The sequence below is a fragment of the Bacillus sp. RB3 genome (assembly GCF_030164735.1).
GTDB classification, from domain to species: domain Bacteria; phylum Bacillota; class Bacilli; order Bacillales; family Bacillaceae_G; genus Bacillus_A; species Bacillus_A cereus.
In genome coordinates, this window is the sequence record NZ_JASNGE010000002.1 from 1 (window position 1) to 22,668 (window position 22,668).

Here is a 22,668-nt window from a genome sequence, read left to right on the forward strand (position 1 = left end):
CTATTTCATCTTATATTTAATTATTTTTTTTGTAAATGTGGAACAACTTTATTGTTTAGGTTGTCTATTAAGTATTACAGCATGAAGAAAGGAATAATTAGCATGAAAAATTACTAGCAAGTTTATATGTAAGTTTAATAAGAGTTATTATACAGTTTAGCACTTCTAATGCAAGTGGCAAAAAAAATAGAGAGAAAACAAGAAGGGAGAGTTATTAATTCCGTAGCTAAACGAAAAGGAATGGTTGCTTACAAGGATTAAGCAAAAAATTGAGGCGATATTTATAACCGATTATCGGTATCTAATATATAAGGAATGCTTTTAGTATTTGTAGCAATTCCTGAAAGGATTAAATGGAGGATTTATGAAAGGACAAAAAGGCAAGAAGCAGAAGACATATATATCTATTCGATTAAATATAATGTTCCTTTGCATATTTGTACTATTCTCAGCTATTATTATGCAGCTAGGAAAGGTACAAATCGTTGAGGGAGAGGCTTATAAGAACCAAGTGGAAAGTAGTCAAAATGCAATAACTAGTATTCCAGTTCCACGTGGACAAATTTTAGATCGAGAAGGGAAAACAGTTGTTAATAATAAATCTCTTCGCACAATTACGTATACAAGGGTGAAGGGAATTACGAGTGAAGATATTTTAAAAACAGCAAAAGACTTGGCGAAAGTACTTGAAATGCCTGAACAAGATATAAATAAATTAACAGATATCGATAAAAAAGATTTTTGGATGCAGTTGAATTTGAAACGTGCGGAGACAAAGATTACTAAGAAAGATATAGAAAAGTTTAAAGAAAAGGGTATAGAGGGAAAAGAGTTAGATAAAAAAATAGAAGACTTAAGACGAGGTCGTGTTACAGAGGTAGAATTAGCAGAATTAACAGCACAAGATTTAAAGGTGTTAGCTATTAAAAGTAAAATGAGTTCAGGTTATCAACTAACACCACAAATTATTAAAAAAGATGTAACAGATGAAGAGTATGCGCGGATAAGTGAAAACCTTGCGAATTTTCCAGGAGTAGATGCAACTGTTGATTGGGAACGTAATTATGTAAATGGTAATTTATTTCGTTCTGTATTAGGAAATATTACGAGTAGTGAAGAAGGATTACCGAAAGAAAATTTAGATTCTTATTTAGTACGTGGATATAACCGTAATGATCGTGTTGGAAAAAGTTATATTGAACAACGATATGAAGATGTATTACACGGCACAAAAGAAGAAGTGAAAAATATTACTGATAAATCAGGAAACATTGTTAGCACAGAAATAATCTCTAAAGGAAAAAGTGGTAATAGTTTAACATTAACGATTGATATGGAATTACAAAAGAAAGTGGAAGAAAGTATAGAGAAAAACTTGAGAGCTTTTAAGAGTTCAGAGCCACTGCTCGATCGAGCTTTTGTTGTCATGACGAATCCAAATAACGGACAAATTTTATCAATGGCAGGCAAAAAGATTGTAGAAAAAGAAGGAAGAATAGAGGTTGAGGATTTGGCATTAGGTAACATGACAACTTCGTATGAGCTAGGGTCAGCTGTAAAAGGTGCTACTTTATTAACTGGATATGAGACAGGGGCAATACATCCAGGAGATCAATTTTATGACGCGCCGATGAAATTTAAAGGTACACAAGCTAAGAAATCGTGGAATGTATCCGGATTTGGTAATATTAATGATTTACGGGCTTTACAAGTATCTTCGAATGTATACATGTTCCAAACAGCTTTAAAAATTGCGGGAGTCAATTACGTACCAAATGGCTCATTGGATATTAAACAAGGAGCATTTGATACGATGCGCTATTATTTCAAGCAATTTGGTTTAGGTGTCCCAACAGGTATTGATTTACCGAATGAAATAATTGGACAAACGAGAAAAGTAGATAGTCAACCTGGGTTTTTACTAGATTTTTCTATCGGTCAGTATGATACGTATACGCCGTTGCAATTAGCGCAATATATTTCAACGATTGCGAATGGTGGTTATAGAATGCAACCTCAAATTGTACAAGAAATACGAGAACAATCAATAAAAGAAGAGGTTGGCAAAGTTATACGTTCCATAGAGCCTGTCGTATTAAATCGAATTGATATGAAGAAAGAACATATTGATCGGATAAAAGAAGGGTTTAGATGGGTATTCCAAGAAGGTGATGGAACTGGCGTGAAATATTTCAAAAACGCGCCATATAAACCAGCAGGAAAGACAGGAACAGCCCAAACTGTATATGGTGGAGATGACCCGATTGGTAGAAATGCAAAAGGAGAACGTATGGAATGTTACAACTTAACGTTAGTTGGATATGCTCCATATGATAATCCAGAAGTAGCATTTTCCGTAGTAGTTCCATGGCTTCATGATGATAAAAATGGAATTAATTCTATAATTGGAAAGGAAGTATTAGATGTATACTTTGATTTGAAACAGCAACGTATACATGGTGAAGCTACTAGTACAGGTAGTTCTAAGCAAAATTAGAGTACTTTTCTCAGGGAAGAGACCCTGTTCATATAAAGCCATTTATAAGTAAAAAAATGAAATATGAAATAAGAGATAGAGGCGTCGTAGCTACTATCTCTTATTTTGTTAATAACTCTCATACTAGCTATAAATTTTTTTCAGTTTATGGAACAAATTTGGTTCGGTGATTGTCTATTATGTGTACGTATAAAAAGGTGCTAAAAATTTGGAAGGAATGATGATTTTGAAAAATAAGAGGATGCTAAAAATAGGAATATGCGTTGGTATATTAGGTTTAAGTCTTACAAGCCTAGAAGCTTTTACAGGATGGGCACTGCAAGTTGAAGCGAAAGAAAAGACTGGTCAAGTGAAACATAAAAATCAGGCAACGCATAAAGAGTTCTCTCAACTTGAGAAAAAATTTGATGCTCGATTAGGTGTATATGCGATTGATACTGGTACAAATCAAACAATCTCTTATCGACCTAACGAAAGATTTGCCTTCGCATCAACCTACAAGGCTTTAGCCGCGGGAGTATTACTACAGCAAAACTCAATTGATTCATTAAATGAAGTAATTACATATACGAAAGAAGACTTAGTGGATTATTCACCTGTTACAGAGAAACATGTAGATACTGGAATGAAACTAGGAGAAATTGCTGAGGCAGCTGTTCGTTCAAGCGATAATACTGCAGGGAACATTTTATTTAATAAAATAGGAGGACCGAAAGGATATGAAAAAGCGCTTAGGCATATGGGGGATCGGATTACTATGTCTGATCGCTTTGAAACAGAATTAAACGAAGCTATTCCAGGAGACATTCGTGACACTAGTACAGCGAAAGCTATTGCTACGAATCTTAAAGCTTTTACGGTCGGAAATGCACTTCCAACTGAAAAACGTAAAATTTTTACAGAGTGGATGAAAGGAAATGCTACAGGGGACAAACTTATTCGTGCAGGCGTACCAACTGAATGGGTAGTTGGAGATAAATCAGGTGCTGGTAGTTACGGGACAAGAAATGATATTGCTATCGTTTGGCCTCCAAATAGAGCACCAATTATCATCGCAATTTTATCTAGTAAAGATGAGAAAGAGGCAACCTATGATAATCAACTCATTGCAGAGGCAACTAAAGTTATAGTTAAGGCTCTTAAATAGTATTTTAGTTTTCGCATTTTTAACATGAAAGTATTAAAAGTATAAAGTTAGAAAACGACTCTTTTCTTGTGATAAGAGTCGTTTTTGTATTCTTATTATTAAAAAGGTAAAAGTAAAAATATAACGAATATATATGACATATCTCATACGAAATTTCATGTACTGTATTATTATATTGATTTAAATAAATTTCAAGAAAGTATAATATAATTCAGTTAGCATATAGAAGTGTTTGATGAGAATGTAAAGGAGAAAATATGAAAAAGAAAATTAATAGAATTGTAATGATTATTTGTATATTAGTAGGTTTTACAATCTTTTTATATTTACAGAACAATTTAATAAGTATAACTGAGGTTAAAATAACCTCTAGTAAAATACCATCCTCTTTTAAAGGGTATAAAATTCTACAAATTTCAGACTTACACAATAAAAAATTTGGCGATAATCAAGATGTGTTAATTCAAAAAATAAAAAGTATAGACCCAGATATTATTGCGATTACGGGTGATTTAATTGACAGTAAATCATACGATGCAGAAGTGAGTATGCAATTAATACAAAAAATGGTAAATAAGTATCCTGTATATTTTGTGACAGGAAACCATGAACAATGGTCTGGAAAGTATAACAGTTTAGAAAAAGAGTTGAAGAAATATGGTGTCAATGTTTTAAGGAATGAACATGTAGGCATTCGAAAGGGTGAGCAAGAAATAAACTTGCTAGGTATTGATGATCCAGAGTTTGTTACTGGAAACCGTGATGAAGGAAATATTATAATAGATGAAATTAAAAAAGCAAAAATTGAAATGCAGCCAGATAGATATAATGTATTATTATCCCATAGGCCTGAATTTATAAAGGAATATACGAATGAGAGGTTGGATTTGGTTTTATCGGGACATGCTCATGGAGGGCAAGTTAGATTGCCATTTATCGGTGGATTAGTTGCTCCAAATCAAGGTGTTTTACCTAAATATACAGCAGGTTTATATGTAGAACAAAATACATCAATGGTAGTGAGTAGAGGATTAGGAAATAGTATCATTCCGCAAAGAATTTTGAATAGGCCAGAGATTGTAGTCGTGCAGTTAAATTAAGCTGTACGATTTTTTTATACAAAAGTGAGTAAAGAGATTTTATGTATTTTGCAGGAGTTAACATTACAATTTTGTTAAAAATTTTCTACGTTACATAAAGTAACAAAATTTGACCCTGATTGTTTGTTATAGTGTAAATAATCAAAAAACTTAAAATTTGTCGAGTGAAAATTGTGATAAGTAATTCATGTAAAAAACTTAAAGGGGTGTACACATGCATAAAGAATATGAAATTGAAGAATACACAGCGATTGAGGAACAAATACATTATTATTGTAAATGTTTATTAGTAAGTCATCCTGATCAAATAATAAAGTATTTAGAAAAAAGGTTAGAAAAATATGCAGAAACATTACAATATGCACATTTATATCCTGACACAGTTATTTTACCGTTACAGCAATTAGTTATTGAATATTCTTTAGATGTTGCTAGAATTCGGAAGTATATGAATTTAAAAACGTAAAGTGAAATTTATAGTTTAAATGAAACAGAGTCGACTTTAGGAAATGAAATTCTAATGTCGACTCTGTTTCATTGTTTAATATCGTTGATTGAACATACATACTAATCAATGAAGTTTGACATATAATTAAGCAAGGGTAAAATAAAAGTGAGTACTCACTCATTTTATTGGAAAAGGAGGATGAAACGTGCAACAACCTTCCATTATTTTACGGACTGTATCAAAAAGTTTTGGGAAAAAAGAAGTGTTACACAATCTTTCATTGCAAGTTGAAAAAGCAGAAATTTTTGGTTTTGTTGGACCTTCTGGATCGGGGAAAACAACGCTCATTAAAATGATTGCAGGTATTAATGAGGCAACGAAAGGTGAAGTGCTTGTTAATAATACTAATATGCCTAATTTAAATGAAATGAAAAGAATTGGTTATATGGCCCAGGCGGATGCATTATACGAAGAATTGTCAGCATATGAAAATGCAGATTTTATAGCAACGATGTATGGACTAAAGGGAAAACGTAAAAAGACAAGAATTGCAGAGGTTTTTGAACTTGTACAATTGTCTCAGTATATGAAAAAGCAAGTACAACAATTTTCAGGTGGAATGAAAAAACGCTTATCATTAGCAATAGCGCTCCTTCACGAACCAGAAATATTAATTTTAGATGAGCCTACAGTGGGGATAGATCCGCTTCTTAGAAAAACGATTTGGGAAAAATTTTATGATCTTAAAAAGAAAGGCACAACGATTATTGTAACGACGCACATTATGGATGAAGCTGAATTTTGTGAGCGTCTAGGGTTAATTAGAGAAGGGAAACTAGTTGCGGTTGGAACAACTGAAGAATTGAAAAAATGCGTGTCATCTGGACGGATTGAAGATGTCTTTTTGCTAGAAGAGGTGGTGCCATCATGAGAGTTACTGGTGTAATTATACGTATTATTCGTCAATTTTTTCGAGATAAGCGTTCGTTAGCAATGATGTTTGGAGCACCGATGTTATTACTTTGGCTTTTGTCACTAGTGTTTACACAGAAAGACTATATACCGCAAATTGCTGTTGTTGATATGCCCGCTCAAATAGTAAAAATGATGAAAAATCAAGAAGCGTCAATTTATGAATACAGTAAGGAAAAGGCGATTTCTGAGTTGGAAAAACAAAAAGTAGATGCAGTATTTCGTATAGAGAATGGAAAAATGAAACTTCTGTTGGAAGGTAGTGATTCGTCAAAAAATCGTGCTGTACTTCAAGTATTGCAAAAAAGCACAGAGAAGAATGATGTATCGATTATGAAACCTGAAGTAAATTATTTACATGGCTCTAAAGACTTTACGATGTTTGATGGGCTTGGTCCTGTATTAATTGGTTTCTTTACATTTTTCTTTGTATTTATATTATCAGGTGTATCTTTCGTAAGAGAACGTTTAAGTGGTACGCTAGAAAGGTTATTATCCACCCCAGTAAGAAGATGGGAAATAGTCGCAGGTTATATTATTGGTTTTGGAATCTTTGCCTTTATACAATCCATTATTATCGTAAGCTTTTCCGTTTATATTTTAGATTTATACGTAGCTGGCTCCATATGGCTAACGCTACTTATTACATGTATGCTCTCTTTAACTGCACTAACATTAGGTACGTTTTTATCAGCATACGCAAATAATGAATTTCAAATGATTCAATTTATACCGCTTGTTATTGTGCCACAAATCTTCTTTTCTGGATTGTTTCCAATGGAATCTATGAATAAGTGGCTACAAATGTTAGGGAAAGTATTTCCACTCACATACGGCGCTGACGCAATGAGACAAGTGATGATTCGGAATCAAGGGTTTACAGAGATTGCATTAGATCTTACTGTATTATTACTTTTTTCACTATTATTTGCAGTAGGAAATGTATTTGCTTTAAAGAAACATCGCAAAATATAATAATGACAAAAAGGAGCTTTATAAATGCAGAAGGATTGGCTGGAGGAATTAATAGCTGCAACTAATACGGATAAACGAAATGAACGTCAAATGCGAATATTAGAGGCGGCTGTTGATATGTTTGGAGAGAAAGGATACGCTTCAACTTCAACAAGTGAAATTGCAAAGCGTGCTGGTGTAGCGGAAGGAACCATCTTCCGCTACTATAAGACGAAAAAAGATTTATTACTAGCGGTCGTAATGCCAACTTTAACTAAGTTCGTTGCACCATTTTTCGTACAAACCTTTGCAAAAGAAATATTTAAATCAGAGTATGAATCGTATGAAGGACTTTTAAGGGTTGTAATTCATAATAGATTTAAATTTGCTCAAAAACACTTTCCTATGATAAAAATATTAATTCAAGAAGTACCATTTCAACCAGAACTAAAAAATGAAATACAGCAATTAGTAGAAACAGAACTGTTTTCACATTTCAAAAAGTTGATTGTGAAATTTCAAGAAGAAGGAGAGATTATTGAGATACCACCATCTTCCGTACTACGTCTTACTTTATCAGCTGTATTAGGTTTATTATTAACACGATTTTTATTATTACCTGAAGAAAAATGGAATGATGAAGCAGAAATTGAAAATACGATTCAATTTATATTGTATGGATTAACTCCACGAATTTAATCGTCGAAGTGTGAATTACATATATTACTTTTTAAGTAAAAATAAATCGCCTTTAAAAAGGCGATTTATTTTCGTTATATATTTTTGATAAATAAGTACTTGTTTATTAAAAACATTCTAAATCAGCGTGTTTCTTTGTCTCTTCTTCTAAGACCTAATAATCCTGCTAGTCCTAATAAACCAAGCCAAGCCCAATTATTATTTCTATCACGATTATCATTTAAATCATTTGTTGTATTTACATTTCGAGTTCTTACATCATTATTAACTCTGTCTAAATTATTGTCATTTACTCGAGTTGAAATATCAGTGTTATTCACTCTATTCATATTATTTCCATCGTATTCAGCTTGCGCAGATGTACCTAAAAACATAATAGAGAGTGCTAAAACACTTAAAATAGATGATAATTTCTTTTTCATAACAATTCCCTCCTTTCTTAATCATTAATTTCTCCGGAGCATCTGTGTATTATTCATTTCACAATATCTAAACCAGTATAATAGGGCGCACATTTATTGAAAATAGAGTTGAATGATTGTTAATATATTATTGTATATATTTCTCATAAAAATAAATGAATCAAACTTTGCTTAAAATGTTAATCTTAGTACAATTTATAGTATACGGACTAGCACTAAGGAGGTAATGAGATGCGACAATTTGCAAAACCTACAATCGTCGTAAGTAAATGTTTAGAATTTGATGCTTGTCGATATAATGGAGAGATGATTCCAGATGTAACAATACGAAATTTGCAGCCATTTGTTACATTTATACCTGTTTGTCCAGAAGTGGAGATTGGATTAGGAACTCCTCGTGAAACGATACGAATTGTAGAAGAAAATGGTGAGAACAGACTTGTGCAACCGTCGACACGAGAAGATGTAACTGAAAAAATGGAGCAGTTTTCAAATGACTTTTTACAAACAATATCGGATGTGGATGGTTTTATTTTAAAGAATCGTTCACCAAGTTGTGGTACGCGTGATGTGAAAATTTATTCTGGTTTTGAAAAAGCGCCAGCAAAGGGAAAAGGATCGGGCTTATTTGGCGGAGCAGTAGTAAAAAAATTTTCGCATCTTCCTATTGAAGAGGAAGGCAGATTGTCGAATTTTATTATTAGAGAGCATTTCTTTACAAGACTATTTACAATCGCATATTACAAAATGATTAAACATAATAAAAATATGAAAGACCTTGTATCGTTTCAGTCGGACAATAAATATTTATTTATGGCATATAATCAAGTGAAACAAAAGGAATTAGGGCGTATAATTGCAAATCACAAAAATGAAAAGATTGAAGTTGTATTTGAAAACTATGAGAAGACTTTATATGAATTATTTATGCGCACCCCCCGCTATACATCGAATGTAAATGTATGCGAGCACATTTTTGGATACTTTAAAACAAAGCTAAAAAAACAAGAAAAAGATCATTTTATAGAACTGTTACAAAAGTATGCAGAAAAGAAAATACCACTTAGTAGTTTACTTACAATTTTAAAATCATGGGCCATTCGATTTGATGAAAAGTATTTATTAAGACAAACGTATTTCGAACCATACCCTGAAGCATTAGTAGAAATTTCTGATTCGGGAAAAGGTAGAGATTATTAAACAATAAATTACATAATTCGACACAAAATCTCCTATGTTGTTGTAGAACAATGTAGGAATTTTTTTGTGCATTAGTACAGAATCTGTTTTAAAATTAATTTATGACAGAATTATAGCAATTGTCTAACTAATATTCTTGTCTTTTAAGTTGTTATGTTTGTAGTAGAAACTCGCACGCTGTCGAAACTCAATATTCGATAAGGGGTGTGTAGCGGAATGGAATTTACTCTAACTCGCGAAAAACAAATGATTAAAGAAATGGTACGTGACTTTGCTGAAAAGGAAATCGCACCGAAAGCTGTATATTATGACAAAACTGCAGAGTTTCCATATGAAACATTTCAAAAAATGGGCGAACTAGGATTATTAGGCATCCCATTCCCAGAAGAGTATGGAGGTTCAGGTGGCGATACTGTATCGTATGCGTTAGCAGTTGAAGAAATTGGTCGCGCTTGTGGTGGCACTGGTTTAAGTTATGCTGCAACAATTTCATTAGGTGCTTCTCCAATTTATTATTTCGGTACAGAAGAACAAAAACAAAAGTATTTAGTTCCAATGGCGTCAGGTAAAACATTAGGTGCCTTCGGATTAACGGAGCCGAATGCTGGATCAGATGCAGGTGGTACTCAAACGAAAGCGGTACTAGATGACGATGAGTATGTAATCAGTGGTGAGAAGTGTTGGATTACAAACGCAGAGTATGCAAATACCATTATTGTAACCGCTGTCAACGGTGTTGAAGAGAATGGTAGAAAACGCATTTCAGCATTTATCGTACCTACTACTAGTGAAGGATTAACGATTTCTAGTCCTTACGATAAAATGGGCGTTCGCGCTTCTAATACTTGTGAAATCGTACTTGATGGTGTTCGTGTACCGAAAGAAAATATTCTTGGTGATGTAAATAAAGGTTTTAAACAATTTTTATATACACTTGATGGAGGACGTATTTCAATCGCAGCATTGGCAGTTGGTATTGCGCAATCAGCCTTTGAACGTGCATTGCAATATGCGAAAGAACGTCAACAATTTGGAAAGTCAATCTCTAATTTCCAAGCGATTCAATTTAAATTAGCTGATATGGCGACTGAAGTAGAGCTAGCACGCAATTTAGTACATAAAGCAGCTTGGTTAAAAGATAACGATAAACCTTTCGGTAAAGAAGCGGCAATGGCAAAACTATTTGCATCGGAAGCGGCAAGCCGTATTGCGAATCAAGCAGTACAGATTCATGGTGGATATGGCTATATGCGTGAATATGAAGTTGAACGACATATTCGTGATGCGAAACTATTAGAAATTGGTGAAGGAACTTCTGAAATTCAACGTCTCGTAATTGCTAGACATTTAGGATGTAGATAAAAGGGAGGAATCACTATGTTTCAAAAAATATTAATTGCGAATCGCGGGGAAATCGCTGTTCGTATTATGAAAACTTGTCAAAAACTTGGCATTCGCACTGTTGCTATTTATTCTGAAGCAGATGAAAATGCCCTTCATGTGAAAATGGCAAATGAAGCTTACTTAGTAGGTGGACCGCGTGTCCAAGAAAGCTATTTAAACCTTGAAAAAATTATTGAAATAGCTAAGAAGACAAATGCAGAAGCAATTCATCCGGGTTATGGTTTATTATCAGAGAATCCGTCTTTTCCGGTTCGCTGCAAAGAAGAAGGAATCGTATTTATCGGTCCTTCAGAAGAAATCATTACGAAGATGGGAAGTAAAATCGAATCACGTATCGCAATGCAAGCAGCAGATGTCCCAGTAGTCCCAGGTATTACTACAAATATTGAAACTGCTGAAGAAGCAATTGAAATTGCAAAACAAATTGGTTATCCATTAATGCTTAAGGCATCCGCAGGCGGCGGAGGCATTGGTATGCAGTTGATGGAAACTGAGCAAACGCTCACCAAAGCGTTTGAAAGTAATAAAACGAGAGCGCAAAACTTCTTCGGTAACGGAGAAATGTATTTAGAGCGATATATAGCAGACGCGCATCATATTGAAATTCAGCTTTTAGCAGATACACATGGTAACACAGTGTATTTATGGGAGCGTGAATGTTCGGTACAGCGCCGAAATCAAAAAGTAATCGAAGAAGCACCTTCACCATTTTTAGATGAAGGTACACGAAAGGCGATGGGAGAAGTTGCTGTACAAGCTGCCAAAGCACTTGGTTATACAAATGCAGGTACAGTTGAGTTTCTTGTAGATGATCAGAAGAACTTCTATTTCTTAGAGATGAATACGAGATTACAAGTAGAGCATCCAGTGACAGAAGAAATTACGGGATTAGACCTTGTAGAACAACAACTTCTGATTGCAAGTGGAGAGAAACTATCATTTACTCAGGATGATGTAAAACGTAGTGGTCATGCCATTGAAGCTCGTATTTATGCAGAGGATCCGAAAACATTCTTCCCGTCACCTGGGAAAATTACAGATTTAACATTACCGTCAAATGTACGGATTGATCACTTCTTAGAAAATCATGTAACGATTACACCTTTCTATGATCCAATGATTGCGAAAGTCATTGCACATGGCGAGACTCGTGAAGAAGCAATTTCAAAATTACATGATGCTCTAGAGGAATTAAACGTAGAAGGTATTAAAACGAACACACCAATGCTACTGCAAGTTTTGGAAGACGAAGTGTTCAAAGAGGGTATTTATACAACAGGCTTTGTAACGAAACAACTCGTTAAAAAATAAGATTTAACAATATTAAGGGGGAAAAAATGATGACGAAAGTATACGCATCGATGGCAGGAAACGTTTGGAAGATTGTTGTAGGAGTAGGAGATACAGTAGAGGAAGAGCAGGATGTCGTCATTTTGGAATCTATGAAAATGGAAATTCCAATCATTTCAGAAGAAGCTGGCACAGTTATGAAAATTAATGTGCAAGAAGGCGATTTTGTAAATGAAGGAGATGTATTATTAGAAATTGAATAGGGAGATATAGGGGGAAGCGAATTGAAACTACCTAATTTTGCTGTCATTAAAGAAGTCGGGCCACGTGATGGCTTACAAAATGAAAAAAAGATTGTTGGCACAAAAGATAAAGTAAAATGGATTCAACTACTTACAGAAGCAGGATTGTCGTATGTTGAAGTTTCCTCATTCGTTCACCCAAAATGGGTCCCTGCATTAGCGGATGCAAATGATGTATTTTCTGAGCTGAAAAGGGATCCAAATGTTACATATGCTGCGCTTGTTCCGAATCAAAATGGTTTGGAACGAGCTTTTTTGCAAAATGTAGATGAGGTGAATGTTTTTTTATCAGCAAGTGAATCTCATAATAAAAGTAATATTAATAAATCGATTAAAGAAGCATTAGTTGTAATTGAAGATATAACAAAACAGGCATTATTCGAAGGGAAAAAGGTAAGAGGCTATGTTTCTACTGTATTTGGATGTCCTTATGAAGGGGATATAAGTGTCGCAGCAGTTGACGAATTATGTAATCAACTATTTTCATACGGCATTTATGAAGTTTCTCTTGGGGATACAATCGGTGTAGCGAATCCATTACAAGTAGAACAAGTATTAGAACATCTATTAAAGAAGTATGATGCTTCGCAGTTTGCCATGCATTTTCATAATACGTATGGAATGGCTCTAGCGAATGTAGTTAAATCATTAGAATACGGTATTACAACGTTTGATAGTTCTTGTGGTGGACTCGGGGGCTGCCCTTATGCACCAGGAGCATCAGGTAATGTTGCCACTGATGACCTAGTACATATGCTCCATAAATTAGGAGTCCAAACGAATATAGACGAAGAAAAGTTATTGAGAGCTAGTCAATTTATTCAAAGTAAGTTGAATATCCAATTACCGAGTCATGTGTATAGAGCGCTTCAACATAAAACGATAAGTAGGTGAGAAGATGCTACAATTACAAAACATTTCAGTTGATTATGTAACACCTCACGTAGTAAAGATTTCGTTAAATCGTGCAAGACAAGCAAACTCATTATCTTTGGCATTATTAGATGAACTACAAACGATATTAACTCAAATAAGTGAAGATTCAAACGCACGTGTAGTTATTTTGACTGGTGCTGGTGAAAAAGCATTTTGTGCTGGTGCAGATTTAAAAGAGCGTGCCGGTATGAATGAAGAACAAGTTCGCCATGCTGTTAGTATGATTCGCACTACTATGGAGATGGTTGAACAATTACCACAGCCAGTTATTGCTGCTATAAATGGAATTGCACTTGGTGGTGGTACGGAATTAAGTTTAGCTTGTGATTTTAGAATTGCTGCTGAATCCGCAAGTCTTGGTCTTACTGAAACGACACTTGCAATTATACCAGGAGCAGGTGGTACACAGCGCTTACCGAGATTAATTGGTGTTGGTAGAGCGAAAGAATTAATTTATACAGGTAGACGTATTTCAGCGCAAGAAGCAAAAGAATACGGTTTAGTAGAATTTGTTGTACCAGCTAATTTACTTGAAGAGAAAGCGATTGAAATAGCAGAGAAAATTGCTAGTAATGGACCTATTGCTGTTCGATTAGCAAAAGAGGCAATTTCAAATGGTATTCAAGTTGATTTACATACCGGATTACAAATGGAAAAACAAGCGTATGAAGGTGTAATCCATACGAAAGATCGAATAGAAGGATTACAGGCATTCAAAGAAAAACGCAAACCGATGTATAAGGGGGAGTAAATATGTTAGACCAAAAACAACAATCTAATTCATTTGAAGAACGAGTTGAAACAATTAAACAAGGCGGGGCACCGAAATATCATGAGCAAAATAAAGCAAAAGGAAAATTATTTGTTCGAGATCGTTTAGCGCTTCTATTTGATAATGGCGAATATGTAGAAGATGCATTATTTGCTAACTGTGAACAAACAGGCTTACCTGCGGATGGCGTTGTAACGGCAACGGGTAAAATACATGGGCGTACTGCGTGTGTAATGGCCAATGATTCTACTGTAAAAGCTGGATCATGGGGATCACGCACAGTTGAAAAGATTTTACGTATTCAAGAAACAGCTGAAAAACTACGTGTTCCGTTATTTTATTTAGTCGACTCTGCTGGAGCACGTATTACAGATCAAGTAGAAATGTTCCCAGGGCGCCGCGGTGCAGGAAGAATCTTCTATAATCAAGTGAAGTTATCAGGTAAAGTTCCTCAAGTATGCTTGTTATTTGGACCTTCTGCAGCTGGTGGTGCGTATATTCCAGCCTTTTGTGACGTTGTAATGATGGTAGAAGGAAATGCATCTATGTATTTAGGATCTCCTCGTATGGCTGAGATGGTTATCGGTGAGAAGGTAACTTTAGAAGAGATGGGCGGAGCTCGTATGCATTGCTCTGTATCAGGATGCGGAGATGTTTTATGTAAGACAGAAGAAGATGCGATTAAACAAGCAAGACAATACATTTCATATTTTCCAAATAACTACTTAGAAAAGACTCCATTGGTTACACCTCAAGAACCGAAACAATTCGATAAAACGTTAGAACAAATCATTCCAGAAAATCAAAATGCTCCTTTCAATATGAAAGATCTCATTAATAGAGTTATTGATGAAGGTTCATTCTATGAAGTAAAAAAATTATTTGCTCAAGAGCTAATTACAGGCTTAGCACGTATTGATGGTAAGCCAGTTGGTATTATTGCAAATCAGCCGCGTATGAAGGGCGGCGTATTATTCCACGATTCAGCTGATAAAGCTGCTAAGTTTATTAATTTATGCGATGCATATCATATTCCATTATTATTCCTTGCGGATGTACCAGGATTTATGATTGGTACAAAAGTAGAGCGTGCCGGTATTATTCGCCACGGTGCAAAAATGATTTCTGCAATGAGTGAAGCAACTGTACCGAAGATTTCTATCGTTGTTCGTAAAGCATATGGCGCTGGTTTATATGCGATGGCAGGTCCAGCATTTGAACCAGATTGCTGTCTGGCATTACCGACAGCCTCTATTGCGGTAATGGGTCCAGAAGCTGCGGTTAATGCTGTATATGCAAATAAAATTGCAGCTTTACCAGAAGAAGAGCGTGCTAGCTTCATTGCTGAAAAACGTGAAGAGTATAAGAAAGATATTGATATTTATCATTTAGCATCAGAGATGGTGATTGATGGTATTGTTCATCCAAACAATTTACGTGAAGAGTTAAAAGGACGTTTCGAAATGTATATGAGTAAATATCAAGTATTCACAGATCGTAAACATCCTGTATATCCAGTTTAAAAGCCCTATTTAGGGCTTTCTTGCTCAAAAAGTTAAGGAGGGGAAAACATTGAAACAAGCAGTTTGGTTTCCAACAGAAGAGTACAAGGAAAAAACACGTTTATATGGTTGGATGAAATCATTGGGATATGAAGACTATGAAACTTTTTATAATAAATCTATTGAGGAAACAGCTTGGTTTTGGGGAGAGGCAGAAAAAGCGGTAGGCTATCAATGGATGAAACCTTATACAGAAGTGTTAGACTTAGAAAATGGTACACCGTTTGCACAGTGGTATAATGGCGGAACATGTAACGTTGTAGAATCAGCTTTATCTCGCTGGCTTGCGGATGAAGAGACGAGAATACAGCCAGCACTTCAGTACGAAGGGGAAAATGGAACTTCAAAATCATTTACATATGAAGAGCTTGACAACTGGGTAAGCCGTGTTGCAAATGGTTTGAAACACGCGGGTATTGAGAAAGGTGATCGTGTAACAATTTATATGCCGATGATTCCAGAAACAGTTGTTGCGATGCTAGCTGTAATGAAAATCGGAGCAATTATTTCACCAATATTCTCAGGCTTTGCGTCTGATGCAGTCATGACACGTGTGCAAGCGGCAGGTTCAAAAATGATTATTACCGCAGATGGATTTTCACGCCGCGGTAAAATTGTTTCTTTAAAAGATGAAGTAGATAAAGCTTGTGAACATTGCCCAACTGTTGAAAAAGTTGTTATCGTTCGTCATGCAGGAAATGATTTTACACCACATAACTATGATTTTTCGTGGAGTACGCTAGAAAAAGAAAAACCATTCATACATGCCGAGGAAATGCAAAGTGATGATCCATTGATGCTCATTTATACATCAGGAACGACTGGTAAGCCGAAAGGAACAGTACACACGCATGCAGGATTTCCTTTGAAAGCAGCTTTTGATGCAGGATTTGGAATGAATATTAAACAAGGTGATCGTGTATTATGGGTAACTGATATGGGCTGGATGATGGGGCCGTTTCTATTATTCGGTTCACTCATTAATGGAGCAACGATGGTTATGTACGAAGGTGTTCCAGACTTCCCAGAAGCAGACCGGTTATGGGAGACAGTTGATAAATATGAGATTACTCATTTAGGTATTTCGCCAACGTTAATCCGAGCATTAATGGCAAAAGGTGATGAGTATGTCAATAAACATTCTTTAAAGAGTTTGGAAGTATTCGCATCAACAGGAGAACCTTGGAATCCTGATCCATGGATGTGGTTATTTGAAACAGTTGGAAAAGGAAATGTCCCAATCTGTAACTACTCAGGTGGAACTGAAATCTCTGGTGGGATTTTCGGTAATGTTCTTATTAAGCCAATAGCACCGATTAGTTTTAACGCATCTTTACCAGGAATGGCAGCTGTCGTACTGGATGATCAAGGTAAACCAATTCGAGATGAAGTCGGAGAATTATGCTTAGAGAAACCTTGGGTAGGTATGACGAAAAGCTTCTGGGAAGATGATGAACGTTACGTAAACACATATTGGTCGCGTTTTGAAAATAAATGGGTCCACGGTGACTGGGTCATTTACGATGGTGAACAATATATCATCACAGGGCGTTCAGACGATACGTTAAATATTGCAGGTAAACGTATTGGACCCGCTGAATATGAATCTATTCTTGTGAAACATAACGATGTAATCGAAGCTGCTGCAATTGGTGTACCTGACGAAGTAAAAGGTGAAGTTTGTCATTGTTTTGTAGTATTAAGAGACCATGTAACATTCACAGGAGAATTAAAAAAAGAATTAATGAGTTTAGTAAACTCTCATATTGGAAAAGCGTTGTGTCCTAAAGACATCCACGTTGTAGAAGATTTACCGAAAACACGTAATTCTAAAGTAATGCGCCGTGTTATTAAAGCAGCTTACTTAGGAAAAGAATTAGGTGATTTGTCTTCACTTGTAAATCCTGAAGTAGTTCCGTTTATTCAGGGGTTACAGTCTAGTAAATTATAAAATTAGAAAGGAGCTCTATATAAATAGAGCTCCTTTTTTATGTTTATAAAAAAAGAAGAAGTGAAGTTGATGAAGATGAAAAATTCTACTATTAGTGTTAAGTATGTTTTATAGTTTTAATCAAAATACGATATTATAGAATGTCTATTCAATGGGGGAATACTAATTTACAACAACAAGGTGGTGACAAAGCGTGACTGCTTATATGTCTGTTTAAACCTTTACGTGTTAATATATAAAAAGCTGACTATACTCAGTCAGCTTTTTATATATTACATTCTAGTATTTATCTCGCTATTTGTCAGGCAGTAATGCCCCCACCTAAAAATTCAGCGAAAGCAAGGAAGTAGGTGAGGGATCAACTTTCCGGAAAAGTCCGATTGGTTCCAAAAGACATATTCTTTCCGTTAAGTTGACATTAAAAATATTACCAGTTTTTTCTTTTACAATGGCAACAAATAAAGAAACATTTACAACGACACTTATTTCGTTTAGAACTCCAATTGTCATCACAATGACACTTTTCTTTAGATTTCCACCAATCATCATTACAATGTTTTTCCTGAGAACTCCAATCGTCATCACAATGACACTTTTCTTTAGATTTCCACCAATCATCATTACAATGCTTTTTCTGAGAACTCCAATCATCATCACAATGACGCTTTTCTTTAGATTTCCACCAATCATCACAACAATGCTTCTTCTGAGAACTCCAGCAATCATTTTTCCATGACATTTATTTCTACCTCCTTTCAATAGTGTTCATATTATTCTATGTTTTAATAAAAAAATGGCTTGTTTATTAACCTACTATTTTATCTTTATATGATAGAGTGTTTTCTACTCGATATAGAGTTCATACAAACTATGCTAATTTTTAAGAGATAGTGGAGGGAACTACTACTAGTTATGGTATTTTTTAATAAACATTTGTTGAAGAAAGCGTTCTGATTACAAATAATATCTTATTTTCGAGTACGCTTTTTTGAATGTATATTTCACAATAACAAAGGAAAAATCCACAAATAAAGTCTATGTATATGTGAGTTAATGGGAAAATCTAGTGCGTTTTTAAGGAGCGTCTTATTTAAAAGAAAAAAGATTTGTTTTAGAAAGCGGTGTCTAAACATTAAATGGAGTAGGACTAAATTCACGGCCGCTCATTAAACAAGCTTTTAATTAGGAGAGGTCTGTTTTTATAATGAATAATGAAAAGAAAGTTTGGTACAATTGCTTGTTTTTTTTTTTTATGTGTTTGCCTCGTACCCTTTTAAGCTAGTGGACATACTTTATTAATAGAAAGGATTAGGGGGTGAGGTATTGGGTTCTCGATTTAATAATTGTAAAAAGAAGTGTACATGTAAACAAGATGATTGTTGGGAAGTATTCGAAGAGTGTAAAAAAGAACAGCATGAGAAATGTGATAATTCTTGTGTACAAGGAATTAGAGATGAACTTAAGAAATTAATTAATCGAACAGTTCAAATTAACACAGAGGGACGTACTTATGTAGGTACTGTTTCGTCTGTAAGTTGTGATGTAGTTAAGCTTGCAGCTATTCCTGGATCGGTTGGAGTAATTATTTCCATTTGCAAAATTGAAGCAATTTTCCCACCGGTTACAACGGTTACTGCTGACTTTGATTTTAATGGTATTGATGTAGCAAACAAAGCATAATTATGCTGCTTTTTTGTAAAGCCATTCACATGAATGGCTTTATTCTAATTTTATATAAAAGGAGAATATATTCTTTATATAGAAATAAGTTTGAGGTTATAAAGCATGATGTACGAAAGGAGCAAGGAAGTGATTAAACTAGAAAGCTTTAAGAAATCTGATTTTAAACAATTAATAAATTGGATTAATTCCGAAGAATTTCTAATACAATGGTCAGGAAATGCATTCACATTTCCTTTAGACGAACAGCAATTAGAGAAGTATATAGAAAGTGCAAATACACTCGCTTTCAAAGTGGTAGATGAAGAGACTTCAGACGTTATTGGACATATTTCGCTTGGGCAAATAGATAATATTAATAAGTCCGCTAGAATTGGAAAAGTATTAGTTGGTAATACGAAGATGAGAGGACGTTCTATAGGAAAACATATGATGAAAGCAGTACTTCATATTGCTTTTGACGAATTAAAACTACATAGAGTAACTCTTGGTGTGTATGATTTTAATACATCGGCCATTTCATGTTACGAAAAAATAGGGTTTGTAAAAGAAGGCTTATTAAGAGAGTCAAAAAGAGTAGGAGAAACGTATTGGAATTTATGGGAAATGAGTATGTTAGAATATGAATGGAAGAAGTAGAAACGATAGTAATTTAAGTAATTTATAATTATATTATGTTAACAAAGGGATTTGGTGGGTATAGTGGATAATAAAACAAAAATAATTTCAATTGCAGCTGTTTCGGGAGGAGGTAAAACTACAATTACAGAAAGATTAAAGCATAAGTTTAAAAACTCAAAAGCTCTATATTTTGATAGTTATACATTTGATAACTCTCCTGCTGATATTTGTAAATGGATTGATGATGGGGCGAATTACGACGAGTGGGTATTAACACCATTAATTCATGATATTGAGCAACTTATACAAAATAATACCTTAGACTATATTATTGTAGATTATCCTTTTGCATACTTAAATAGTGAGATGCGAAAATTCATTGATGTAACTATATTTATTGATACGCCTTTAGATATTGCGATGGCTAGAAGGATTTTGCGAGATTTTAAGGAAGGTACAATAGATGAAATACATAATGATTTAGAACATTACATGACATATGCGAGAAAAGCTTATTTAGAGGCAATTCATACTGTTAAGCCGAATTCAGATATCATATTGGATGGTTCTTTATCTGTAAGTGAAATAATTAATCACGCTGTAGAGGAACTTGGCCGAAGAGAAGTGATTGTCAATGGTTAAATGTATAACAGATGCTGTTAGGTGGATAATTGAAGTAAGGGAGAGATAAATGTGTACACTTTATTTCAATATAATTGGCAAGTAAGAGATGATTGGTTTAAGTGGTGTGAACAACTTTCAGAGGAAGATTTACTTTGCAAACTGGTGGTATGTTAGAAACATTATTTCATATTGTAGATGTAGAGTATAGTTGGATTAGTGCTCTTCAAGGAGAAGAAGATAGAAAACCGCAATTTAAAGATTATCAATCGGTTCAAAAAGTGAAAGCGTTATTTGATTTATATAAACGAGAACTTGAAGTTTTTTTGCAGTCATGATCATCTAGCATAGAATGCTAGCACACTTAAAATAAGCCGTATAAAAAGTTAATCATTGTGTGCTTTGATTATATAACGTCGGCGAAATAAATAGTGTGAGGGACAGCTATCTTAACAAGTGTTTCATGTAACGTTCATATACTTTAATTTTTTATAATTAATCAAATTTGAATTTTGTTTGTTGTTAAGAAAAGGTGAGAAGAAAATAAAAAAAGAGGGCTAATGCCCTCTTTTTCTTTTAATTTGGTAATTAATCACAGATTGGTATCCCAAGCACTCTTAGAGCTAATGCTACTTGAAGGGAAATCTCTAATCTAGCAATTTCAATACCAGCTACTGAAAGAACTAAAAAAGGTTGTCCGTTTACAAATACAACGCAACTATCCATAGTTAAACCTCCTTTCTAGTAATTTACTATAGTATATGAGTAGAACTTTAAAATGTAATAGTTCAATTGTTGGATTTAATAGAATTAATAGATTAACCCATTTAAACTAAACAAACGAACACAACGAAAGGAAACAGAGATGGATGTATGCCTCAAAAAACATAGGTTTTAAGACATGTAATGGGATATGAAATTCATCATATTGGTCAGCTGTCTGAATGGGCGAGGAAGTTAAACTTGCAACCAGTTTCAGCAAATTTGAAGAGGATGATAGAATTAAAAACCGACTTGCATCTTAAGCGCAAGTCGGTTTTATATATAAGAAGATTTCTTAATTGAAATCCTCGGATTTTTTCTGACGTATATGTAAAAACATTAAGGTGGTAATGATTAAAAAAATCATTATAGTTTGTATAATTAAATTTTTAAACTGAAGCAATATTGTCCAAGATGTAAGGGCGTCTTTAAAAGCTTGGAGTGCAGAGTACGAGGAAGGATCAAAACCATACTGTAGTAACTTTTTTGTTTCAATAAATGAAATGTTTTCTTCATCTGCATCTAATATTACTGAAATTAGTCTAGTATCTCCAAGTTTTGCTGTACTGACAAAACTATAATTACCGTTAGTTGAAAAACTAGTTTGTAAGCCATCAACACCTTGAAGTTTAATGTTTTCATTAAGGGAATATATCATTTTATTCGTATTGAAAACCTGGGAATCTTTGAAGGTAAATTGGTAAGAGGTTAGTTTCGTAATATTCAATACATCTGGAAAATCTTTTACTAATCGTGCTGCTAGTTTAGCTGCGTCTATCGCTGTTGTAGTTGATTGTTTATTTGTATTATTATTAATTCCAGTAGAGTTTAGAAATGGAGATGGTTGTAATAACTTTAGTTCTTTTGCTTTTTTATTCATTAATATTGTAAAGTTATCTTCATTTCCAGCAATGTGTTCTGCTAGAGCGAGTGCAGAACGATTATTCCCTGCCAGTAGCAATGCATGAAGTAAATCACGAACCGTTGTTTTATCATTCGATGTTACTTGTATAGGGCTTGTTTCTACTCGGAAAACTTCGTTACTTATTTGTACTAAGTCATCTAACTGTATCTTTCTATCATTTAGTTGCTCCAATACGATATATTCTGTCATTAATTTAGATAAAGCAGCTGATTGTACTGGAGTTTCTTCATTTTTTTTATAAACAATTTCACCTGAATTAGCATTTATTAAAATAGCTGATTTAGCTTGAATAATCGGACCATTTACATAAAGGTAAAAATATAAAACGATAAGTGCAGTAATGAAAAAAGATAATAATAAAATAGCGAATTTTTTTAAGAATTGCATAAGCGATCCTCCTATT

22 protein-coding genes and 1 pseudogene are annotated in these 22,668 nt (G+C 34.2%); 19 read left to right on the forward strand and 4 right to left on the reverse strand.

The window, feature by feature from the left end:
• The first annotated feature begins 364 nt into the window (after nucleotides 1-364).
• The 7 genes from QO049_RS02825 (at nucleotide 365) to QO049_RS02855 (ending at nucleotide 7,817) form a co-directional block, all read left to right on the forward strand.
• Complete coding sequence (locus QO049_RS02825; protein WP_000678283.1) at nucleotides 365-2,497, forward strand: peptidoglycan D,D-transpeptidase FtsI family protein; 2,133 nt, start codon at nucleotides 365-367, stop codon at nucleotides 2,495-2,497.
• Between the two features lie 220 nt (nucleotides 2,498-2,717).
• A complete protein-coding gene (bla, locus tag QO049_RS02830; protein ID WP_246963063.1) occupies nucleotides 2,718-3,644 on the forward strand; it encodes a class A beta-lactamase Bla1 in 927 nt (308 codons plus the stop codon).
• A gap of 257 nt (nucleotides 3,645-3,901) precedes the next feature.
• Nucleotides 3,902-4,744 carry a metallophosphoesterase gene (locus tag QO049_RS02835; RefSeq protein ID WP_000727188.1) on the forward strand — a complete coding sequence of 281 codons (843 nt, stop codon included), beginning with the start codon at nucleotides 3,902-3,904 and terminating at the stop codon, nucleotides 4,742-4,744.
• A 214-nt stretch (nucleotides 4,745-4,958) separates the two neighbouring features.
• Complete coding sequence (locus tag QO049_RS02840; RefSeq protein WP_000548621.1) at nucleotides 4,959-5,210, forward strand: hypothetical protein; 252 nt, start codon at nucleotides 4,959-4,961, stop codon at nucleotides 5,208-5,210.
• Between the two features lie 187 nt (nucleotides 5,211-5,397).
• Nucleotides 5,398-6,123 (forward strand): ABC transporter ATP-binding protein, encoded by a 726-nt coding sequence (locus QO049_RS02845; RefSeq protein WP_246962802.1) that lies wholly within the window; start codon nucleotides 5,398-5,400, stop codon nucleotides 6,121-6,123.
• The gene (locus QO049_RS02850; protein ID WP_001266719.1) at nucleotides 6,120-7,139 is read left to right on the forward strand and encodes an ABC transporter permease; all 1,020 of its coding nucleotides are present in this window, start codon (nucleotides 6,120-6,122) and stop codon (nucleotides 7,137-7,139) included. The genes QO049_RS02845 and QO049_RS02850 overlap by 4 nt, the downstream gene beginning before the upstream one ends.
• Before the next feature lie 24 nt (nucleotides 7,140-7,163).
• Entirely contained in the window at nucleotides 7,164-7,817 is a 654-nt protein-coding gene (locus QO049_RS02855) for a TetR/AcrR family transcriptional regulator (RefSeq protein ID WP_001168198.1), read from the forward strand.
• Nucleotides 7,818-7,939: 122 nt separating this feature from the next.
• Here the strand turns inward: QO049_RS02855 and QO049_RS02860 are convergent, their stop codons facing one another.
• On the reverse strand, nucleotides 7,940-8,239 hold the full coding sequence (locus QO049_RS02860) for a WGxxGxxG family protein (RefSeq protein ID WP_000728151.1): 300 nt from the start codon (nucleotides 8,237-8,239) through the stop codon (nucleotides 7,940-7,942).
• 231 nt (nucleotides 8,240-8,470) lie between these two features.
• Here QO049_RS02860 and QO049_RS02865 point away from each other — a divergent pair, with 231 nt between their 5' ends.
• The 8 genes from QO049_RS02865 to QO049_RS02900 all read left to right on the forward strand — a co-directional run bounded on the left by QO049_RS02865 (nucleotide 8,471) and on the right by QO049_RS02900 (nucleotide 17,656).
• Complete coding sequence (locus QO049_RS02865) at nucleotides 8,471-9,439, forward strand: YbgA family protein (protein ID WP_001248645.1); 969 nt, start codon at nucleotides 8,471-8,473, stop codon at nucleotides 9,437-9,439.
• Between the two features lie 216 nt (nucleotides 9,440-9,655).
• Nucleotides 9,656-10,801: an acyl-CoA dehydrogenase gene (locus QO049_RS02870; RefSeq protein ID WP_098595362.1), complete on the forward strand. Its 1,146-nt coding sequence runs from the start codon at nucleotides 9,656-9,658 to the stop codon at nucleotides 10,799-10,801.
• 15 nt (nucleotides 10,802-10,816) lie between these two features.
• Nucleotides 10,817-12,154 (forward strand): acetyl-CoA carboxylase biotin carboxylase subunit, encoded by a 1,338-nt coding sequence (locus tag QO049_RS02875; RefSeq protein WP_098595363.1) that lies wholly within the window; start codon nucleotides 10,817-10,819, stop codon nucleotides 12,152-12,154.
• Between the two features lie 26 nt (nucleotides 12,155-12,180).
• Complete coding sequence (locus QO049_RS02880) at nucleotides 12,181-12,396, forward strand: acetyl-CoA carboxylase biotin carboxyl carrier protein subunit (protein ID WP_001987345.1); 216 nt, start codon at nucleotides 12,181-12,183, stop codon at nucleotides 12,394-12,396.
• Between the two features lie 21 nt (nucleotides 12,397-12,417).
• Nucleotides 12,418-13,329, forward strand: a complete 912-nt coding sequence (mvaB, locus tag QO049_RS02885; RefSeq protein WP_000775433.1) for a hydroxymethylglutaryl-CoA lyase — start codon at nucleotides 12,418-12,420, stop codon at nucleotides 13,327-13,329.
• Between the two features lie 4 nt (nucleotides 13,330-13,333).
• Entirely contained in the window at nucleotides 13,334-14,122 is a 789-nt protein-coding gene (locus QO049_RS02890; protein WP_000939793.1) for an enoyl-CoA hydratase, read from the forward strand.
• Between the two features lie 2 nt (nucleotides 14,123-14,124).
• Nucleotides 14,125-15,666 carry an acyl-CoA carboxylase subunit beta gene (locus QO049_RS02895; protein WP_000886742.1) on the forward strand — a complete coding sequence of 514 codons (1,542 nt, stop codon included), beginning with the start codon at nucleotides 14,125-14,127 and terminating at the stop codon, nucleotides 15,664-15,666.
• A 49-nt stretch (nucleotides 15,667-15,715) separates the two neighbouring features.
• Nucleotides 15,716-17,656 carry an AMP-binding protein gene (locus QO049_RS02900; protein ID WP_000806481.1) on the forward strand — a complete coding sequence of 647 codons (1,941 nt, stop codon included), beginning with the start codon at nucleotides 15,716-15,718 and terminating at the stop codon, nucleotides 17,654-17,656.
• A 321-nt stretch (nucleotides 17,657-17,977) separates the two neighbouring features.
• Here the strand turns inward: QO049_RS02900 and QO049_RS02905 are convergent, their stop codons facing one another.
• Nucleotides 17,978-18,349, reverse strand: coding sequence for a hypothetical protein (locus tag QO049_RS02905; protein ID WP_340689347.1), 372 nt, complete (start codon nucleotides 18,347-18,349; stop codon nucleotides 17,978-17,980).
• Between the two features lie 630 nt (nucleotides 18,350-18,979).
• Here QO049_RS02905 and QO049_RS02910 point away from each other — a divergent pair.
• From QO049_RS02910 to QO049_RS02925, 4 genes and pseudogenes are all read left to right on the forward strand, one after another.
• Complete coding sequence (locus tag QO049_RS02910) at nucleotides 18,980-19,336, forward strand: hypothetical protein (RefSeq protein ID WP_000535573.1); 357 nt, start codon at nucleotides 18,980-18,982, stop codon at nucleotides 19,334-19,336.
• 105 nt (nucleotides 19,337-19,441) lie between these two features.
• On the forward strand, nucleotides 19,442-19,975 hold the full coding sequence (locus tag QO049_RS02915; RefSeq protein ID WP_000990082.1) for a GNAT family N-acetyltransferase: 534 nt from the start codon (nucleotides 19,442-19,444) through the stop codon (nucleotides 19,973-19,975).
• A gap of 63 nt (nucleotides 19,976-20,038) precedes the next feature.
• Complete coding sequence (locus tag QO049_RS02920; protein WP_000369206.1) at nucleotides 20,039-20,599, forward strand: nucleoside/nucleotide kinase family protein; 561 nt, start codon at nucleotides 20,039-20,041, stop codon at nucleotides 20,597-20,599.
• A 51-nt stretch (nucleotides 20,600-20,650) separates the two neighbouring features.
• Nucleotides 20,651-20,910: pseudogene (locus tag QO049_RS02925) on the forward strand (DinB family protein); the annotation flags it as partial.
• 256 nt (nucleotides 20,911-21,166) lie between these two features.
• On the opposite strand, the gene QO049_RS02930 reads toward QO049_RS02925, so the two are convergent.
• Together QO049_RS02930 and QO049_RS02935 are read right to left on the reverse strand one after the other, a co-directional pair.
• The gene (locus tag QO049_RS02930) at nucleotides 21,167-21,304 is read right to left on the reverse strand and encodes a DUF3956 domain-containing protein (RefSeq protein ID WP_000376554.1); all 138 of its coding nucleotides are present in this window, start codon (nucleotides 21,302-21,304) and stop codon (nucleotides 21,167-21,169) included.
• 331 nt (nucleotides 21,305-21,635) lie between these two features.
• Nucleotides 21,636-22,652: a D-alanyl-D-alanine carboxypeptidase family protein gene (locus QO049_RS02935; RefSeq protein ID WP_246962806.1), complete on the reverse strand. Its 1,017-nt coding sequence runs from the start codon at nucleotides 22,650-22,652 to the stop codon at nucleotides 21,636-21,638.
• Between the last annotated feature and the right edge of the window lie 16 nt (nucleotides 22,653-22,668).

Bases quoted from the DNA above. Each gene is read 5' to 3' on its own strand.
- QO049_RS02825 (WP_000678283.1), top strand. From the start codon at position 365: ATGAAAGGACAAAAAGGCAAGAAGCAGAAGACATATATATCTATTCGA.
- bla (WP_246963063.1), top strand. From the start codon at position 2,718: ATGATTTTGAAAAATAAGAGGATGCTAAAAATAGGAATATGCGTTGGT.
- QO049_RS02835 (WP_000727188.1), top strand. From the start codon at position 3,902: ATGAAAAAGAAAATTAATAGAATTGTAATGATTATTTGTATATTAGTA.
- QO049_RS02840 (WP_000548621.1), top strand. From the start codon at position 4,959: ATGCATAAAGAATATGAAATTGAAGAATACACAGCGATTGAGGAACAA.
- QO049_RS02850 (WP_001266719.1), top strand. From the start codon at position 6,120: ATGAGAGTTACTGGTGTAATTATACGTATTATTCGTCAATTTTTTCGA.
- QO049_RS02855 (WP_001168198.1), top strand. From the start codon at position 7,164: ATGCAGAAGGATTGGCTGGAGGAATTAATAGCTGCAACTAATACGGAT.
- QO049_RS02860 (WP_000728151.1), bottom strand. From the start codon at position 8,239: ATGAAAAAGAAATTATCATCTATTTTAAGTGTTTTAGCACTCTCTATT.
- QO049_RS02865 (WP_001248645.1), top strand. From the start codon at position 8,471: ATGCGACAATTTGCAAAACCTACAATCGTCGTAAGTAAATGTTTAGAA.
- QO049_RS02870 (WP_098595362.1), top strand. From the start codon at position 9,656: ATGGAATTTACTCTAACTCGCGAAAAACAAATGATTAAAGAAATGGTA.
- QO049_RS02875 (WP_098595363.1), top strand. From the start codon at position 10,817: ATGTTTCAAAAAATATTAATTGCGAATCGCGGGGAAATCGCTGTTCGT.
- QO049_RS02880 (WP_001987345.1), top strand. From the start codon at position 12,181: ATGATGACGAAAGTATACGCATCGATGGCAGGAAACGTTTGGAAGATT.
- QO049_RS02890 (WP_000939793.1), top strand. From the start codon at position 13,334: ATGCTACAATTACAAAACATTTCAGTTGATTATGTAACACCTCACGTA.
- QO049_RS02895 (WP_000886742.1), top strand. From the start codon at position 14,125: ATGTTAGACCAAAAACAACAATCTAATTCATTTGAAGAACGAGTTGAA.
- QO049_RS02915 (WP_000990082.1), top strand. From the start codon at position 19,442: ATGATGTACGAAAGGAGCAAGGAAGTGATTAAACTAGAAAGCTTTAAG.
- QO049_RS02930 (WP_000376554.1), bottom strand. From the start codon at position 21,304: ATGGATAGTTGCGTTGTATTTGTAAACGGACAACCTTTTTTAGTTCTT.
- QO049_RS02935 (WP_246962806.1), bottom strand. From the start codon at position 22,652: ATGCAATTCTTAAAAAAATTCGCTATTTTATTATTATCTTTTTTCATT.